The 13,430-nt window shown below is 64.9% G+C and carries 21 protein-coding genes and 1 tRNA gene; 16 read left to right on the top strand and 6 right to left on the bottom strand.

Going from position 1 to position 13,430, the window contains the following annotated elements; all coding sequences use genetic code 11:
• Positions 1-13: 13 nt before the first annotated feature.
• Positions 14-829, bottom strand: a complete 816-nt coding sequence (locus AC1ROB_RS11305) for a hypothetical protein (protein ID WP_492971071.1) — start codon at positions 827-829, stop codon at positions 14-16.
• On the bottom strand, positions 829-1,320 hold the full coding sequence (locus AC1ROB_RS11300) for a hypothetical protein (protein ID WP_493031423.1): 492 nt from the start codon (positions 1,318-1,320) through the stop codon (positions 829-831). The genes AC1ROB_RS11305 and AC1ROB_RS11300 overlap by 1 nt, the downstream gene beginning before the upstream one ends.
• A 401-nt stretch (positions 1,321-1,721) precedes the next feature.
• Here AC1ROB_RS11300 and AC1ROB_RS11295 point away from each other — a divergent pair, with 401 nt between their 5' ends.
• From AC1ROB_RS11295 to AC1ROB_RS11265, 7 genes are read left to right on the top strand one after another with little or no spacing between them, the layout of a single operon-like run.
• Positions 1,722-1,982, top strand: coding sequence for a hypothetical protein (locus AC1ROB_RS11295; RefSeq protein WP_492971073.1), 261 nt, complete (start codon positions 1,722-1,724; stop codon positions 1,980-1,982).
• Complete coding sequence (locus AC1ROB_RS11290; RefSeq protein ID WP_492971074.1) at positions 1,979-2,704, top strand: phosphoadenosine phosphosulfate reductase domain-containing protein; 726 nt, start codon at positions 1,979-1,981, stop codon at positions 2,702-2,704. The genes AC1ROB_RS11295 and AC1ROB_RS11290 overlap by 4 nt, the downstream gene beginning before the upstream one ends.
• Positions 2,701-2,877 (top strand): hypothetical protein, encoded by a 177-nt coding sequence (locus AC1ROB_RS11285; protein ID WP_492971075.1) that lies wholly within the window; start codon positions 2,701-2,703, stop codon positions 2,875-2,877. Before AC1ROB_RS11290 ends, AC1ROB_RS11285 begins: the two co-directional genes overlap by 4 nt.
• Positions 2,877-3,158, top strand: a complete 282-nt coding sequence (locus tag AC1ROB_RS11280; protein ID WP_492971076.1) for a hypothetical protein — start codon at positions 2,877-2,879, stop codon at positions 3,156-3,158. The genes AC1ROB_RS11285 and AC1ROB_RS11280 overlap by 1 nt, the downstream gene beginning before the upstream one ends.
• Positions 3,155-3,490, top strand: a complete 336-nt coding sequence (locus AC1ROB_RS11275) for a hypothetical protein (protein ID WP_492971077.1) — start codon at positions 3,155-3,157, stop codon at positions 3,488-3,490. Before AC1ROB_RS11280 ends, AC1ROB_RS11275 begins: the two co-directional genes overlap by 4 nt.
• Positions 3,487-3,756: a hypothetical protein gene (locus tag AC1ROB_RS11270; protein ID WP_492971078.1), complete on the top strand. Its 270-nt coding sequence runs from the start codon at positions 3,487-3,489 to the stop codon at positions 3,754-3,756. The genes AC1ROB_RS11275 and AC1ROB_RS11270 overlap by 4 nt, the downstream gene beginning before the upstream one ends.
• Entirely contained in the window at positions 3,753-4,418 is a 666-nt protein-coding gene (locus tag AC1ROB_RS11265; RefSeq protein ID WP_492971079.1) for a hypothetical protein, read from the top strand. The genes AC1ROB_RS11270 and AC1ROB_RS11265 overlap by 4 nt, the downstream gene beginning before the upstream one ends.
• 35 nt (positions 4,419-4,453) lie before the next feature.
• Here the strand turns inward: AC1ROB_RS11265 and AC1ROB_RS11260 are convergent, their stop codons facing one another.
• Positions 4,454-4,762: a hypothetical protein gene (locus AC1ROB_RS11260; protein ID WP_492971080.1), complete on the bottom strand. Its 309-nt coding sequence runs from the start codon at positions 4,760-4,762 to the stop codon at positions 4,454-4,456.
• 95 nt (positions 4,763-4,857) lie between these two features.
• On the opposite strand from AC1ROB_RS11260, the gene AC1ROB_RS11255 reads away from it, so the two are divergent.
• From AC1ROB_RS11255 to AC1ROB_RS11220, 8 genes are all read left to right on the top strand, one after another.
• A complete protein-coding gene (locus AC1ROB_RS11255; RefSeq protein WP_492971081.1) occupies positions 4,858-5,055 on the top strand; it encodes a hypothetical protein in 198 nt (65 codons plus the stop codon).
• The gene (locus tag AC1ROB_RS11250; protein WP_492971082.1) at positions 5,052-5,534 is read left to right on the top strand and encodes a hypothetical protein; all 483 of its coding nucleotides are present in this window, start codon (positions 5,052-5,054) and stop codon (positions 5,532-5,534) included. Before AC1ROB_RS11255 ends, AC1ROB_RS11250 begins: the two co-directional genes overlap by 4 nt.
• 60 nt (positions 5,535-5,594) lie before the next feature.
• A complete protein-coding gene (locus AC1ROB_RS11245) occupies positions 5,595-6,272 on the top strand; it encodes an Lcl C-terminal domain-containing protein (protein WP_492971083.1) in 678 nt (225 codons plus the stop codon).
• Positions 6,273-6,335: 63 nt separating this feature from the next.
• Complete coding sequence (locus tag AC1ROB_RS11240) at positions 6,336-6,893, top strand: Lcl domain-containing protein (protein WP_492971084.1); 558 nt, start codon at positions 6,336-6,338, stop codon at positions 6,891-6,893.
• Between the two features lie 60 nt (positions 6,894-6,953).
• Complete coding sequence (locus tag AC1ROB_RS11235) at positions 6,954-7,304, top strand: four helix bundle protein (RefSeq protein WP_492971085.1); 351 nt, start codon at positions 6,954-6,956, stop codon at positions 7,302-7,304.
• Between the two features lie 308 nt (positions 7,305-7,612).
• Positions 7,613-8,701: a reverse transcriptase domain-containing protein gene (locus AC1ROB_RS11230; protein ID WP_492971086.1), complete on the top strand. Its 1,089-nt coding sequence runs from the start codon at positions 7,613-7,615 to the stop codon at positions 8,699-8,701.
• A complete protein-coding gene (locus AC1ROB_RS11225) occupies positions 8,698-8,958 on the top strand; it encodes a hypothetical protein (protein ID WP_492971087.1) in 261 nt (86 codons plus the stop codon). The genes AC1ROB_RS11230 and AC1ROB_RS11225 overlap by 4 nt, the downstream gene beginning before the upstream one ends.
• Positions 8,951-10,087 carry a tyrosine-type recombinase/integrase gene (locus AC1ROB_RS11220; RefSeq protein ID WP_492971088.1) on the top strand — a complete coding sequence of 379 codons (1,137 nt, stop codon included), beginning with the start codon at positions 8,951-8,953 and terminating at the stop codon, positions 10,085-10,087. Before AC1ROB_RS11225 ends, AC1ROB_RS11220 begins: the two co-directional genes overlap by 8 nt.
• A gap of 109 nt (positions 10,088-10,196) precedes the next feature.
• Here AC1ROB_RS11220 and AC1ROB_RS11215 read toward each other — a convergent pair.
• Positions 10,197-10,273, bottom strand: a tRNA-His gene (locus tag AC1ROB_RS11215).
• A gap of 137 nt (positions 10,274-10,410) precedes the next feature.
• Here AC1ROB_RS11215 and AC1ROB_RS11210 point away from each other — a divergent pair.
• Entirely contained in the window at positions 10,411-10,905 is a 495-nt protein-coding gene (locus AC1ROB_RS11210; RefSeq protein ID WP_492971089.1) for a hypothetical protein, read from the top strand.
• On the opposite strand, the gene AC1ROB_RS11205 is transcribed toward AC1ROB_RS11210, so the two are convergent.
• Complete coding sequence (locus tag AC1ROB_RS11205) at positions 10,895-11,698, bottom strand: hypothetical protein (RefSeq protein ID WP_492971090.1); 804 nt, start codon at positions 11,696-11,698, stop codon at positions 10,895-10,897. The genes AC1ROB_RS11210 and AC1ROB_RS11205 overlap by 11 nt on opposite strands.
• Before the next feature lie 3 nt (positions 11,699-11,701).
• The gene (locus tag AC1ROB_RS11200; protein WP_492971091.1) at positions 11,702-13,429 is read right to left on the bottom strand and encodes a hydantoinase B/oxoprolinase family protein; all 1,728 of its coding nucleotides are present in this window, start codon (positions 13,427-13,429) and stop codon (positions 11,702-11,704) included.
• Between the last annotated feature and the right edge of the window lies 1 nt (position 13,430).

The following is a 13,430-nucleotide window of genomic DNA, read 5'->3' as shown; positions in this document are numbered from 1 at the left end:
GCGATCTTCTGCTTCAGCCATAGGTCGCCCCTTCCCTGTCCTCGGCCGCACGTTCAAAGCCGGTGAACAGCGGCGCCGCATCCAGCAGCGGTCGCGCCCCCTCGCCATAGGCCGGTCGCGCCGCCAGGCCGCGCAGATATCGCCGCTCGACCGCGAAACCGTAGATGCCCGGGTCCTGCTTGCCGTCTGGCTCATCGATCCAGATGCCGCGCTCTGCGCCGGCGAAACCATAAGCCTGCTCCAGCATGTAGCGCTGCACCCGCGGCGTGATACGCGCCGTCATCCAGGTCCATTTCCATTGCGCCAGCGCCAGTCCGTGCGCCAGCCGCGCCAGTCGCCAGGACGTATGCTGGCCATGCGGCAACCGCACCTGCAGCGCGCAGGAATAGACCAGGCTGCAATCCGCCACCTGCCGCATCAGCGGCGCGGTCACGCTGCAGCGTTCGTTCTGCGGCGCCAGTGCCAGCCGGCCGCCATAAAAGAACCGGCGCGATTCCATCGCATCGGCCCAGGTGCCGTCCAGCCAGTGCAGCCGCTGCGCGGCGCTGCCGGTGATCGCGCCGTCGCGGCGCAGCAATACGATCAGGCTGCGATCCGGCGTGCTGTCATCGGGCCAGTACCGCGGGTCGGCATTGCGTGACAGCCGCTCGCCCCAGCCGCGGAACAGCGTCGCCAGCCATTCGAGATCGCAGCTCACCACGATCTCGTAGCCTTCGCTTTCCAGTTCGGCCGCCAGCCGCTGCAGGTTGGCCAGGATGGCGCTGCGTTCGTCGGCATCGGAATCCAGCGCCGGCGCATCGGCGATCACGCGGCGGAACAGCGCGCTCATCAGCGGATCCTCAGGCCCGGCGGCACCCGCCGGTTATAGGGCAGCGTCACGATCACCCCGCCCTTGCTCGGCAGCGCCAGACGGTCGTAATCGATCGGCCCGCCGTTCAGGTGATACAGCGTCGGCCCCGACTCCGCTTCCGCCAGGTGATGGGTGGTCATCGTCGCATAATGCGGATCGCTGCGCGCCGCCACCGGCTTGCCTTTCACCGCATCGCCATCGATCGGCAGCGCCGATCCGACATAGACCGAAAAGAACGTGCCCTCGCGGCGGCACAGGATCGTCGCTTCCGTCATCAGGCCCAGCTTCGCCACCGCCTCGATCGGATCGATGCCGTTGCGCCAGGCCGCCAGCGCCTGGCCGCGCAGGGGATCGGTCAGGGCGTCCAGCGCCAGCCGTTCGGGCCGCCAGGGTCCGGCCGGCGGCGCAGGCTCGCCAGCCACTTCATCGTAAAGACCCGGATGGCCCGCCTCCGCCAGAATCGCGCTCATGCGCGCGATATCGGTGAAGGTGAACGGGGATTTTCCACCACTCCAGGCCGCAATCGTCTGCCTGGCCGTGTGCATCCGCCGCGCAAGTTCGCTCAACGAAAGCGGGCCCAGGGGTCGCAGGCGTCGCGTCAGGCCGGCGTGCAGCCGCGCAGCAAAAACCGCTGAAAACTGGTCAATTTCCCCACCCATACCCCACCCTGCCGGTTGTGTTTTTCTACCGATGGTTAGAAATACTACACAGATTTTACGCCGGATCGTCAATCCCAAAGTTGCACACAGCCGCCAGCATCCCTCCTGTTGCGTGCAATTCGCGGATGAATATTGATGAACTAATATTATTATTGACCTGATATTATTTTGCTCATATATCTGGCGCATCAGCCCTGCAGGGAGATCGCCGCATGACCATGCCCAGTGCCGCCGCCACGCCCCCGGAATCGAAACACGGCCTCGCCGATCCCGGCCGCGCGCCCTCCTGCACCGAACGCATGGCCGCCGCCATCGCCAAAGCCGCGCAGCAGGTCGGCCGCTGCGACAACTACCACCTGCTGGATGCCGGCTTCACCCCGGACGAGATCGCCCTGCATGGCGACCGCGCCCGCGCCCTGTTCGCGCGCCAGCACCCAGACCTGGCGCAGAAGCTGGCGGAGGGCGGCGCATGATCCAGAACCTGATCGACCGCGGCGCGCTGTTCGTCGTCAATCATTCTGGCGGCAAGGACAGCCAGGCGATGCTGATTAAGCTGCGCCAGATTGTGCCAGCCAATCAGATCATCCTTGTTCATGCGGTCCTGCCGGAAGTCGAGTGGGATGGTGTCACTGAACACATCCAGAAATATGCAGCCGATATCCCGCTGCATTTCGCCCAGGCAGGCCGCACTTTGCTTCAGATGGTCGAGGACCGCGGCATGTTCCCGTCACCGCGCTATCGCCAATGCACGTCTGACCTGAAGCGCGGCCCCATCGACAAACTGATTCGCCAGACCGGGCGGAAGCTGATCGTCAACTGTATGGGTATGCGCGCAGCGGAAAGCAGCAAACGCGCCAAATTGGTGCCCTTCAAGTTTAATAAGCGTAATTCGAAGGCCGGGCGCGAATGGTACGACTGGCTACCGATCCACGACATGCCCACCGCCGAGGTCTTCCGTACCATCACCGAGGGCGGACAGGAACCTCACTGGGCTTACGCCGCCGGCATGTCCCGCCTGTCGTGTTGCTTCTGCATCATGTCGAGCAAGGCCGATCTGAAGACAGCGGCACGGCTTAACCCGGCTCTCTATCGCCGTTACGTCGAGCTGGAGCGCAGCATCGGCTACACGATGCTGATGCCGCGTAAAGGCAAAGCACCCCAGTCGCTGGAGCAGATCACTGGGGTGGCCGCATGATCGACACCCTGCGCCCCTATCTGCCGCGCACGGCGCTCGGCTGGCTCGGCTATGCCGCCGGCGTCTTCGGCTGCGGCTTCGCGCTCGGCCTGATTATCGCCGGGGTCCATGTCTTCGGCATGATCAAGCACCCGCATCTGATCGCCGAAACCTTCATCTTCGGGGCGCTGTGATGGCTGGCAAATACCGCCGCATGCTCACCGGTGGCCGCCTCCCGCGCGGCATGGGCCGCGAGCCGCGCACCCGGCAGGACAAGCCCCCTTTCGAAAGACCAGGCGCTCCCGACTACGCCACGCTGCAGATGTCCTTCGCCGAACGCCAGCGCCGCCAGGCCGAGGCCGACGCCCAGGCGCTGCGCCTCCAGGCCGCCACCGCCGCCCGCTGCGGCGACCGCGCCGAAGCCGAAGACCTGCTGCAGCGGGCCGCAACCATCGAAGGGACCGCGACGCCATGAGAAAGAAACCCAGAAGCCGGATTGCCACTTGGTGGCTGCATCTGCGCCGCCGCATCGCCAGCGCCGTGGTGTCTGGCCTTGGCGTGACCAGCACCTGGTGGGATGCCGACAATCCGGAATCCGGCTGGGACAGCGTGGAGGAATGGGCGTTCCACTGTTTCGATGGTCACAACGATGTCTTCACCCGCGACCTGAACGCCGCGCCGATCACCATCGAGGTCGATTTCATGCGGGGTTTCACCCTGTGGAGCGACCAGCGCTACCGCATCACCCGGCATCCCGAGTACAAAGGCCAGGAAGCGCGATTTGAGATCGAGCGGGTGCGCGCATGACCCTGCTCAGTGAAAGCGCGGCGCAGCAGGCGACCTGCATCGGGCCGGCCGGTTGCGGCAGGCAAACAGTCGATGAAGGCAATCCGGATTTTAACACCGCCGTTGGCCCATGGCCGACCATCCGCCACTGCATTGGCAGCGCCTGCCGCATGGCCTGGCGCTGGGACAGCATCGGCGAATCCGGCCAGCCGCGCATCACCGTTCGCGGCAGCGGGGCCGGCGAAGCTCTGGGCTATTGCGGCCTGGCGGGAAGGCCCACGGAATGACCGCCATGCTCACCCTGCGCGGCAACCGCGTGGACCTGGCCGCGCCCGCGCCAGGCGCCATCGCCTTTGTCGAGATTGCCGACAGCCTGGCCAAGCTCTGCCGGCTCGGCGGCCATGCCGCCAGCTTCTATTCCGAGGCCCAGCATGCCCGCCTGGTGGCCGATATCCTGGCGCGCCGGCATGACCTGCCGCAGCCCCAGGCCGAGGCCTACGGCCTGCTGCACAATGCCCATCTGGCCTATCTGCGCGGCATCGCGCCGGCGGTGCGGCAGAGCCTGTCCATGGCCATCCCGGATTTTCCCATTGTCTGGCGCGGCCTGGTCGGGCCCTTCGATCGCGCCATCTTCGCCCGCGCCGGCCTGCCGCCCGACATGCCGCCGGCGATCGAGCGCGCGCAGGCCGAGGCCGTGCGCATCATGGAAGCGGCCGAACTGACCGACCTGCTGCCCGATACAGTTGCCCGCCGCGCCGTGCTGCGCGGCCTGCCGCCGGTGCCGCAGCGCATCGGCACCATCCGCCCCGAAAGCTGGGTGCAGGCCGCCGAGCGCTGGCGCCGCCGCCTGGAGCAGCTGCAGGACCGCCTCGGCCCCGCCGCCTTCATGCCCGGGCGCTACGCTGCGGATCTGTCGGCATCCGATATCGCGGCGGAGGTGGCGCAGTGACCGCCGCAATCATGTCCGAATCAGTCCGGCGCGGATCAGTCCACCCGCACCCAGCCCTGCCGCAGGTATTTCTGCCGCAGCGCATCGGGCACGCCCAGCGCCACGATGAAATTCGGCAGGAACAACAGGGCGAGCAGCACCAGCATGTTGCCCGACAGCATCACGGCGGCGGCCACATACCAGACGATCAGGCACAGGATCGGCACCAGCAGCAGCCACCACAGCAGGTAAGACCACAGGCCACAGCCCAGCAGGTAGAACGGCCCCAGCAGCGTCGCCCAGACCACCGGCAGCAGGCCGACCGTCTCGCGGTGCCCGTTCATCGGATGCTCGAATACGGCCATGGCGCATACCCCCGTAACTGCCGTGTTGCCCGCCAGCCTGCCGCGCCCGCCGTGTCCGGTCAACTCCGATTCCGTCAGCCGATGGGAGCCGCGTGATGGACTGGGCCGACCGCCTCGCCCGCGATGTCGTCAGCGCCGTGGAAGCCGCGCTGCCGCTGCCCAAGGCCATCCGCGAAAAGCTGGTCGAGCTGCTGGCCGTCAAGCTGCGCGGCGCCTGGCGCCAGCGTTACGCGAAACTTGCCCCGCCTCTCGCCCCGCCCATCGCACTGCCACCCGAGGAAACCGCATCATGAAACTGCACAGCGCCATCGTGGCCTTTATCGCCGAGTCCGGCCGGATCGAGGCCGCGCGCCGCGCCCCCGATATCGTCATCGGCGGCGCTGACCGGCCGTATCTGCGCCGCTGGTATCTGATCCCGCGCAATCGCTGGTTCAACATCTACCTACACCACTTCCTGCGCAGCGACGATGACCGCGCGCTGCACGATCATCCCTGGGTGAACTGCAGCCTGCTGCTCGACGGCGAATATACCGAGATCCTGCCCACGCGCGGCGGCACCACCACCCGGCGGGTCCTGCGCGCCGGTGCCCTCGCCTTCCGCCGCCCCAGCCAGGCGCATCGCGTGCTGCTGCATACCGGCCCGTGCTGGACCCTCTTCATCACCGGGCCGCGCGTGCGCGAATGGGGCTTCTGGTGCCCGCAGGGCTGGCGGCACTGGAAAATATTCACGGCTGGCCATCGCGGCGAGATCGTCGGCAAAGGCTGCGAGTAACACCAAGACCTTTTCATCAGAACCGCGCCGGCGGTTTCCGGCATTCAGAGGAGCTTTCGCGTGACCAAACCTGCGAAGAAAAAGAAGGCCGCGAAGCCCGCGGCAAAGACGAAGAAAATCACCCGGCAGGCAGCCCGCAAGGCGGCAGCGCCGAAATCTCGGCGCTTGCTGGCCCGGCCGGCGGTCAAGGCCGCTCCCACAGCCGCTGTCAAACGCCCGCCCAGACTCCCAAAGATCGGCGCACCGATCCAGGGCGGCTTCTTCGCCGGAAAATTCTTTGGCGCCGATGGCAAGCCCTACGGTCTGATCGTCGCGCCGAAGGATGGTGGCGAAACCGAAGGCGTGTTCAAGACCGCGCGCACCGATGACTTGGCCGCGCGCGGCCTGCGTGATGGCCTAGCCAACTCGGACGCCATGAATGATGACGCCCATCCCGCCGCCAAGTTCTGCCGCAGCCTGCGCATTGGCGGTTACGACGACTGGTATCTGCCCAGCCGTCACGAGGCCGCATTGCTGGCCGAGACCCTGATGCCCGGCAAGGACTATGTGCCGGAGCAGACGGTTGCAGACGCCTTCAAAGAAGGCGGCGCGCAGGCATTCAGCCGCACATGGTACTGGACCAGCACAGAGCATTCGGCCGGCTACGCGTGGGTTCAGGACTTCTACGACGGCAGCCAGCTCAGCTACGGCAAGGACTGGAGCTGCCGGGTCCGCGCTGTCCGCAAATACCCCCTTTAACCCTTAATCACTTCCCGGGCCGCTGAGCGGCCCGGGCGCGCTGTTTCAACCAGGAGAAAATCCATGAACGACATGACCACATCGATTCCCAAAGAGGCCGCCTTTGCGATCCCCGCAATCGGCGCGGCCTTCGGCGGCGGCTTCTTCGCCGGCCTCTATTACGAACACGGCATCCGCCATGCACTGATCGTCGCGCCGAAGACCGAGGGTCAGGCCGCCGCCAAACTTGAATGGGGCGGCAGCGGCAAACAGACCGAGGCGCGCTCGCTGGTCGATGGCCTCGCCAACACCAAGGCACTGGATGACAATCACCCGGCTGCCAGGTTCTGCCGCGATCTGCGCATCGGCGGATTCGATGACTGGCATCTTCCGGCGCTGGAGCAGATGTCGGTGCTGCGCGCCAACCTGACGCCGGAAGACGATCACGTCCCGGTGCAGACCACCGCCGAGGACTTCATGGAAGGCGGCCCAGAAGCCTTCGATCTCGACGCCTGGTACTGGACCAGCACCGAATGGTCGGCCGGCTACGCGTGGATTCAGTTCTTCTACGGCGGCACCCAGGGCAACCTCGTCAAGGACTGGAGCTGCCGGGTCCGCGCTGTCCGCAAATGTCCAATTTAACCCTTCATCCATTCCCGGGCCGCTGAGCGGCCCGGGTGTTGCGGCCTGAGGAGATTTTGCATGGCGCGCGCCGAGACTCTGCCGATTTACCAGCCGTGTTACGAACTGCTGCAACTCATCATGAAGCTGACGCAGCAGTATGCGCGCGGGTATCGGCAGGGTCTGGCGCGCGATGTATCCACCGAAGCCCAGACGCTGGTTACCGGAATCTTCCGCGCTAACAGCGCTTCCGACAAGTTGCCGCATCTGGAGAAGCTGCGAGAGAAACTCGAAACACTCAAGCTGCAGCTTCGGCTTTCCAAGGATCTTCACCTGATCTCAGCGGGCCAATTCGGGGCCACGGTCGAACTCACCGACGTGATCGGCAAACAGCTGACGGGATGGCTGAATTACTACAAGGACCGCGCCTGATGCCCGAGGGTCATGGCCTTCGGGTCCGTGCGCATCATTTGGTCGGGGTAGCGGCGAGACGGATGCCATATGTCGCCGCTCCATGCGCCACCAGGGATACGGCGGGACTGCTCCCCCGCGCGTCCCGGCGCAGCCTGGCTGGCGTCGATGCCCAATCTTCATTCGAAGCTGCAGCAATCGCCGGCCCGGCCTGTAAACCCCCGTCTGTACGGCTACGCGTGGATTCAGAACTTCAACAACGGCAACCAGAACAACAACGACAAGGACTGGAGCTGCCGGGTCCGCGCTGTCCGCAAATGGAATCCTATATGCCATCAGAGATCACCGTGGCCCAGCTTTTCGAAGCCTATTACGACTGCCGCCGGGCGAAGCGCAACACGCGTGCCGCTCTAGAATTCGAGGTCAATCTGGAAGATAACCTGCTCGCCCTGCTGCGCGAACTGCAGGCGGGCACCTGGTCGCCGGCACCGGCCACCGTGTTTGCCATCACCAGGCCAAAGCCACGCGAGGTCTGGGCCGCCAACTTCCGCGATCGCATTGTGCATCATCTGGTCTATCGTGCCATCGCACCGCTGTATGAACCGTCATTCATTGCCGGGTCCTGCGCCTGCATCCCCGGGCGCGGCACCCTCTATGGCGCCGACAGGCTGCGGCGTCATCTGCTGAGCGTATCCAAGTCTTGGACCAGACACGCCTTCGTGCTGAAGGCCGACATCGCCAATTTCTTCGGCTCGATCCGGCAGGCCGATCTGTTCGGCATGCTGTCACATCGCGTGCAAGACCAGACCATGCTGGACCTGTGCCGCAAGCTGGTGTTTCAGGACGTTCGCCAGGGTGCGATCCAGCGCGGCGATGCACGCCACATGGCCATGGTGCCGCGCCACAAGAGCCTGTTCCATGCGCCGCTCGGAACCGGCCTGCCGATCGGCAATCTCTCAAGCCAGTTCTTCGCCAATGTCTATCTCGACGGCCTCGACCAGATGATCAAGCGGCGCCTCGGCATGCGCTGCTATGTCCGCTACGTCGATGACATGGTGCTGGTCCATGCAGATCCGAAGGTGCTGCTGCGCGCGGCGGATGCCATCCGCGATCACCTGGGCACGATCGGGCTGAAACTGGCTGGGAGCAAGACCAGCATCCAACCCGCCGAACGCGGCGTCGATTTCGTCGGCCAGGTCATCCGCCCGTATCGCACGATCGGCCGCGCCAGGACGTACAGGGCGGCCATACACCGGCTTTCCACTATGCCGAGGGAAGACCTGGCCGAAAGCGTAAATTCCTACCTCGGGCTGTTCCGCCACACCGGCAGCCGCAATCAATGCACAGCCATCGCCCGCCTCGCCCACCGGCGCGGGCTTAAGGTTGCCCGTGACCTGACCAAGGTGAAGCCGGCATGAGCGCCCGCATCCGCCGCCTCCGTTCCGGCATCCTGTCGGCTGCGCAGGTGGCGGCGATGCACGAGCGTTCCGCCAGCTGGTTCTGGACCCATTGGGAAGACCTGAAGGCCGCCGGCCACCCGCTGCGCGATCCGCTGCTGGGCGGCTGGCACCGCACGGCCGTGCAGAAGTGGATTGACAACCGCGCCGATCAGACGCTTGGATCAGGCACGCCCGCCGCCAAGACCCCCTACCAGGCCGCCCTGGAGCATGCCTAAGAAGTCTGCCATCCCTTATGTCAACACCACCCGCAAGCCGGACGGGCGGGTCTATTATTACCATCGCCCCACCGGCACGCGGCTGCCCGGCCTGCCCGGCTCACCCGAATTCATCGCCCGCCTGGCCGAACTCAATGCCCAGATGGAACGGCCAGACCAGGCCGCCAGCGCGGCCGATGCCGAGGGCGACCGTGCCATCATCCCCGGCAGCTGGCGCGCCCTGTTCGCCGAATGGCAGCAGCATCCCGACTGGCTGAATCTCGCTGCCAGCACCCGCGATCTCTACCAGACCCATATCGATTTCGTCTCGGCCAGATGGGGCGACCTGCCGGTCGGCGGCACCGAGCGCGAAGACTGTGTGGCGCTGCAGGATGCGATCTCGAAACCGCGCAAGGTGCAGCGCCAGGTGGATGGCGCCGCCGTCACCGTCACGGTCAGCACCACCCGCAAGGCCGATACCTGCATCGATGTGATCTCGACCGCCTTCAACTTCGCGCTCGATCGCCCCAGCCGCTACGGCAGCCTGAAATACAATCCCGCCTTCCGCATGAAGCGCCAGCACAAGGCCGGCATCGGCATTCCGCGCTGGCCCGAAGCGGTGATCGCCACGGCGCTCGATCGCGCGCCGAAAGAGCTGCGCCGCGCCCTGGTCGCCTTCCTTTACACCGGCCAGCGCATCAGCGATGTGGCCGCCCTGCACTGGCCGCAATACGATGGCGACGGCATCGAGGTGGTGACCCGCAAGACCGGCCGCAAGGTCTGGATCCCCGCCCATCCGGCGCTGAAACAGATGCTGGACGAAGCCTGGGCCGAGAATGCCGCCCGCGACCGGCCGTCCACCTTCATCCTGCTGGCGCCCCATAACGGCCAGCCCTGGCAGGTCGACTGGCTGAAACACAGCATCACCCGGTTCATGCGGTCGATCGGCCATCCGGGCTATTCGGCCCATGGCCTGCGCAAGTCGGCCTGCGCCCGCCTGGTGGAAGCCGGCTGCGACGAGCGCGAGGGCGCCGATGCGGTCGGCATGACGGTGCAGATGTTCCAGCACTATACCCGCGAGGTCCGCCAGAAACTGGTGGCCCGCCGCGCCGGCGGCAAGCTGGCCCGCTTCGATCCGCGCCAGCGCTGACATGGCCGTTTGCAAACCGGCACCGGCCCCGCAGGCGGTTTTATTGCAAACCGCCCAAAAGACGAACGGCGGACCAGAGGCTAAGCCTTTGATCCGCCGTTATAATATTTGGGGCGAGGAACGGGACTTGAACCCGCGACCCCCAGAGCCACAATCTGGTGCTCTAACCAACTGAGCTACCCCCGCCACAGGTACGCGCTTCATAAACCGGGCCGATTACCCGGGTCAAGCGTCCTCGGGAGGCCCTGCGCCCAGGCTCTTAAACTTTTTGCCGGTAATTCAGCATCTTGTGGGGATTTTCCGGCTCCGGTAAGACATTTGGCATGTCCGGTTTCTTCCTCGTCTTGGTCGCACTGCTGATCGGTGTGCCTGGAGCCGTCTTCATTGTGCTGCACCTTGTCGCCCAGCATAAGAAGCAGGTCATGGCCTATGAGTGGAGCTCGGCCGAGGTGATCCGGCGCGGTCAGCGTCTGGATGAACTGGAAAAATTCACCAAGACCGCCCAGACGAAAATCACCGAGCTGAACAAGCAGAAGTTCGAGCTTGAGGCCCAGGTGGCAAAACTGGAAAAGATGGCCAGCGCGGCCGTCGCCAAGGAAGCCAACACCAAGACCTTCAGCATCGGCATCTTCAATCAGGAAGTCCGCCGCGCCCATATGATGGGTGAAAAACACCGCCAGCTCGACGACAAGTGGAGCGAAATCAATTACCTGGAACTGCAGGCCAGCAGCGAGGACGAAGTGCGTCGCACCATGATGCGCAAATTCCCGCCCGAGCGCGGCTTCGTCATCGAGACTGTGCAGCTGATCAAGAAGTAGTCTTCGCGACACCCAGTCTCGCGGCCTGCACCGTCATTTCCAAACCAGCCTCAGGATCGATTTCGCCACGGGGTGCCACCGGCCAGATCCAGCTTTTCTGCGGCGGAGGCAGGGTCACGTCGATCACGGCACTCTCGCTCATGACCGCTTCCCCCGCCCGGCTGCGCCAGACCCGCTTCGCATCGGCAACCAGCCCCACCGGGCAGTTGAACCGCGTCAGGGCAGCCAGATGGGCACGCAGGATGTCCCGGCCGAAACCGTCGGCCGCTGTCATCGTGATACCCTGACGCCGTATATAATCCATCGGCAGCAACGGCAGCTGCGACAGAATGTTCAGCGACAAGACGCAGTCTGGCGGCACGGGATCGAGAGTGCCGAGGATGTCGTCGGACGGGATCGGCAGAGGCATGCCGCGTCGCCATTCTGCCAAGGGCTGAACAACGCCGGTCACATCGGCCAGTCGCAGTTCCAGATTGGGGAACCGCCGGGCAGTCCGGCGCGCACCCGGCAGCAGCGCAATGTCAAAAACGATGACATGCGCGAACATCTTGCTCAGTTCGGTCAGCGGCAGGTCGGCAAGAGTACCGGCCCCGAGCAGCCAGGCCGTCTCCCGGCGCCGGCAATCCTGCGCCACCTGCAGCGCGAAGGCTTTGGTATTGGCTTCATGCTCTGCCCAGACGCTGGCGCAGCGCCGGTGCCGCGACCACAGGCTGACGGCCGCTTTCGCATAACCAAGCTGCCGCGCCGGCGGATCGGCCGAGACGCCAGCCCAGACCGCCAGTTCGGCCAGCATCGGTTACTCGGCGGCCGATTTGGCTTGCGGCATTACGCCGAAGCGGTCGGCGATCTGCTTCGGCGTGTAATAGCCACGCTCGATATCACGGGCGACTTCGGCCGGATCGCGTTTGGCCGGATCGCCATAACCACCGCCGCCCGGGGTGGAGACATGCAGGCGATCGCCCACCTTGATCTCGATATCCTGGTCCTTGGACAGATGCGGCGGCACATAGGATTTCACGCCATCCTTCTGCTGCAGATCGATCCGCACGGTGTTGAGGCCGCCATCCTCGCCGCCCAGCACGCCGCGCGGGCCGCTGCGGCCATGATCCATCACCATCGAGGCGCGGGCTTCGCCACGGCGCAGACGGATGGTGTAATTGACCCCGAAACCGCCGCGATGCTGGCCGGCGCCACCGGAGCCTTCATGGAGGGAGTACTCCTCGAACAGTACCGGATAATACTGCTCCATCACCTCGATCGGCGTGGTCTTGGAAATACCGATGGTGGAGCAGCCGTTGCTGATGCCGTCACCCCCATGCCAGCCGCCGTAGCCGCCGCCGGAAATCACATACATCACATAACTGCGATCACGCTTGGGGTCGTAGCCGCCGAGCGCCAGATTGCCCGAGGTGCCCGCCGGCGCGGCGAACAGCCGGTCCGGCATCGCCTGCACCAGGGCATTGAACACGGCTTCGGCGATACGCTGACTGACTTCAGCCGCACAACCCGAGACGGGCCGGGGATATTTCGCATAGAGGAATGTGCCATGCGGATCGAGCACCTTCAGCGGTTCGAAGGTGCCGGCATTGATCGGCACATCGGGGAAGATGTGCTTCACCGCCAGATAAATGGATGAATAGGTGGTGGCAATCACGCTGTTCATCGGGCCACGGCAAGGCGGGCTGGAGCCCGTCATGTCAAAATGTAGTTCCTCGCCGGCCTTGGTCACCTTCATCTTGATCAGCAGCGGCTCATCCACCACGCCATCGGAATCGACCACAGCCTCGCCGTGATAGATGCCATCGGGAATGGTACGGATGCGCGCCCGCATCTGCTGGCTGGCACGCTGCTTCAGCTCCTCGATGGCCTGCGCCACCACATCGGCGCCGTAGCGGTCAAGCAGGGCGGTCAGCCGCTTCTCACCGATAGTCAGCGCGGCAGCCTGCGCCTTGATATCGCCGATGCGCTGGTCGGCGATGCGAATGTTGCTGAGGATGATGGAAAGGATTTCCTCGTCCAGCACACCCTGTTTGTAGAGCTTGACCGGTGGCAGGCGCAGGCCTTCCTGCTCCACTTCGGTCGCGTTGGCCGAGAAGCCGCCCGGCACCATGCCGCCGATATCAGGCCAGTGCCCGGTATTGGCCAGCCAGGAAAACAGCTTGCCCTTGTAGAAGAACGGCTTCACGAAACGCACATCCATCAGATGCGTGCCGCCCAGATAGGGATCGTTGACGATATAGACATCACCGGGCTTGGGGGCCAGAACGGGCGTATTGCGCGCGCGCTCGATCACCGCCTGGGTGGAGAACTGCATGGTGCCGACAAAGACCGGCAGGCCGAGCTCGCCCTGGGCGATCAGTTCGCCAGTTTCGCCATGATAGATACCGTCCGAACGGTCGAGCGCTTCGGAGATCACCGGCGAGAAGGCGGCGCGGCAGAAGGTCAGGTCCATTTCGTTGCAGACCTGCTGCAGGCCGTTCTGGATGACGACGAGGGTGACCGGATCGATCGGCGTTTTTGCCATG

Source organism: Ferrovibrio sp. GW821-FHT12F09 (assembly GCF_058806775.1).
The sequence above is the reverse complement of the archived record's forward strand: the minus strand, read 5'-3'. Positions and strand labels throughout refer to the sequence as shown.

Excerpts from the sequence above, each read along its gene's own strand:
- AC1ROB_RS11295 (WP_492971073.1), top strand. The coding sequence starts at position 1,722 with ATGACCATGCCCAGTGCCGCCGCCACGCCCCCGGAATCGAAACACGGC.
- AC1ROB_RS11230 (WP_492971086.1), top strand. The coding sequence starts at position 7,613 with ATGCCATCAGAGATCACCGTGGCCCAGCTTTTCGAAGCCTATTACGAC.
- AC1ROB_RS11265 (WP_492971079.1), top strand. The coding sequence starts at position 3,753 with ATGACCGCCATGCTCACCCTGCGCGGCAACCGCGTGGACCTGGCCGCG.
- AC1ROB_RS11260 (WP_492971080.1), bottom strand. The coding sequence starts at position 4,762 with ATGGCCGTATTCGAGCATCCGATGAACGGGCACCGCGAGACGGTCGGC.
- AC1ROB_RS11250 (WP_492971082.1), top strand. The coding sequence starts at position 5,052 with ATGAAACTGCACAGCGCCATCGTGGCCTTTATCGCCGAGTCCGGCCGG.
- AC1ROB_RS11255 (WP_492971081.1), top strand. The coding sequence starts at position 4,858 with ATGGACTGGGCCGACCGCCTCGCCCGCGATGTCGTCAGCGCCGTGGAA.
- AC1ROB_RS11300 (WP_493031423.1), bottom strand. The coding sequence starts at position 1,320 with ATGAGCGCGATTCTGGCGGAGGCGGGCCATCCGGGTCTTTACGATGAA.
- AC1ROB_RS11305 (WP_492971071.1), bottom strand. The coding sequence starts at position 829 with ATGAGCGCGCTGTTCCGCCGCGTGATCGCCGATGCGCCGGCGCTGGAT.
- AC1ROB_RS11270 (WP_492971078.1), top strand. The coding sequence starts at position 3,487 with ATGACCCTGCTCAGTGAAAGCGCGGCGCAGCAGGCGACCTGCATCGGG.
- AC1ROB_RS11205 (WP_492971090.1), bottom strand. The coding sequence starts at position 11,698 with ATGCTGGCCGAACTGGCGGTCTGGGCTGGCGTCTCGGCCGATCCGCCG.
- AC1ROB_RS11240 (WP_492971084.1), top strand. The coding sequence starts at position 6,336 with ATGAACGACATGACCACATCGATTCCCAAAGAGGCCGCCTTTGCGATC.
- AC1ROB_RS11225 (WP_492971087.1), top strand. The coding sequence starts at position 8,698 with ATGAGCGCCCGCATCCGCCGCCTCCGTTCCGGCATCCTGTCGGCTGCG.
- AC1ROB_RS11275 (WP_492971077.1), top strand. The coding sequence starts at position 3,155 with ATGAGAAAGAAACCCAGAAGCCGGATTGCCACTTGGTGGCTGCATCTG.
- AC1ROB_RS11220 (WP_492971088.1), top strand. The coding sequence starts at position 8,951 with ATGCCTAAGAAGTCTGCCATCCCTTATGTCAACACCACCCGCAAGCCG.
- AC1ROB_RS11290 (WP_492971074.1), top strand. The coding sequence starts at position 1,979 with ATGATCCAGAACCTGATCGACCGCGGCGCGCTGTTCGTCGTCAATCAT.
- AC1ROB_RS11210 (WP_492971089.1), top strand. The coding sequence starts at position 10,411 with ATGTCCGGTTTCTTCCTCGTCTTGGTCGCACTGCTGATCGGTGTGCCT.
- AC1ROB_RS11235 (WP_492971085.1), top strand. The coding sequence starts at position 6,954 with ATGGCGCGCGCCGAGACTCTGCCGATTTACCAGCCGTGTTACGAACTG.
- AC1ROB_RS11285 (WP_492971075.1), top strand. The coding sequence starts at position 2,701 with ATGATCGACACCCTGCGCCCCTATCTGCCGCGCACGGCGCTCGGCTGG.
- AC1ROB_RS11280 (WP_492971076.1), top strand. The coding sequence starts at position 2,877 with ATGGCTGGCAAATACCGCCGCATGCTCACCGGTGGCCGCCTCCCGCGC.
- AC1ROB_RS11200 (WP_492971091.1), bottom strand. The coding sequence starts at position 13,429 with ATGGCAAAAACGCCGATCGATCCGGTCACCCTCGTCGTCATCCAGAAC.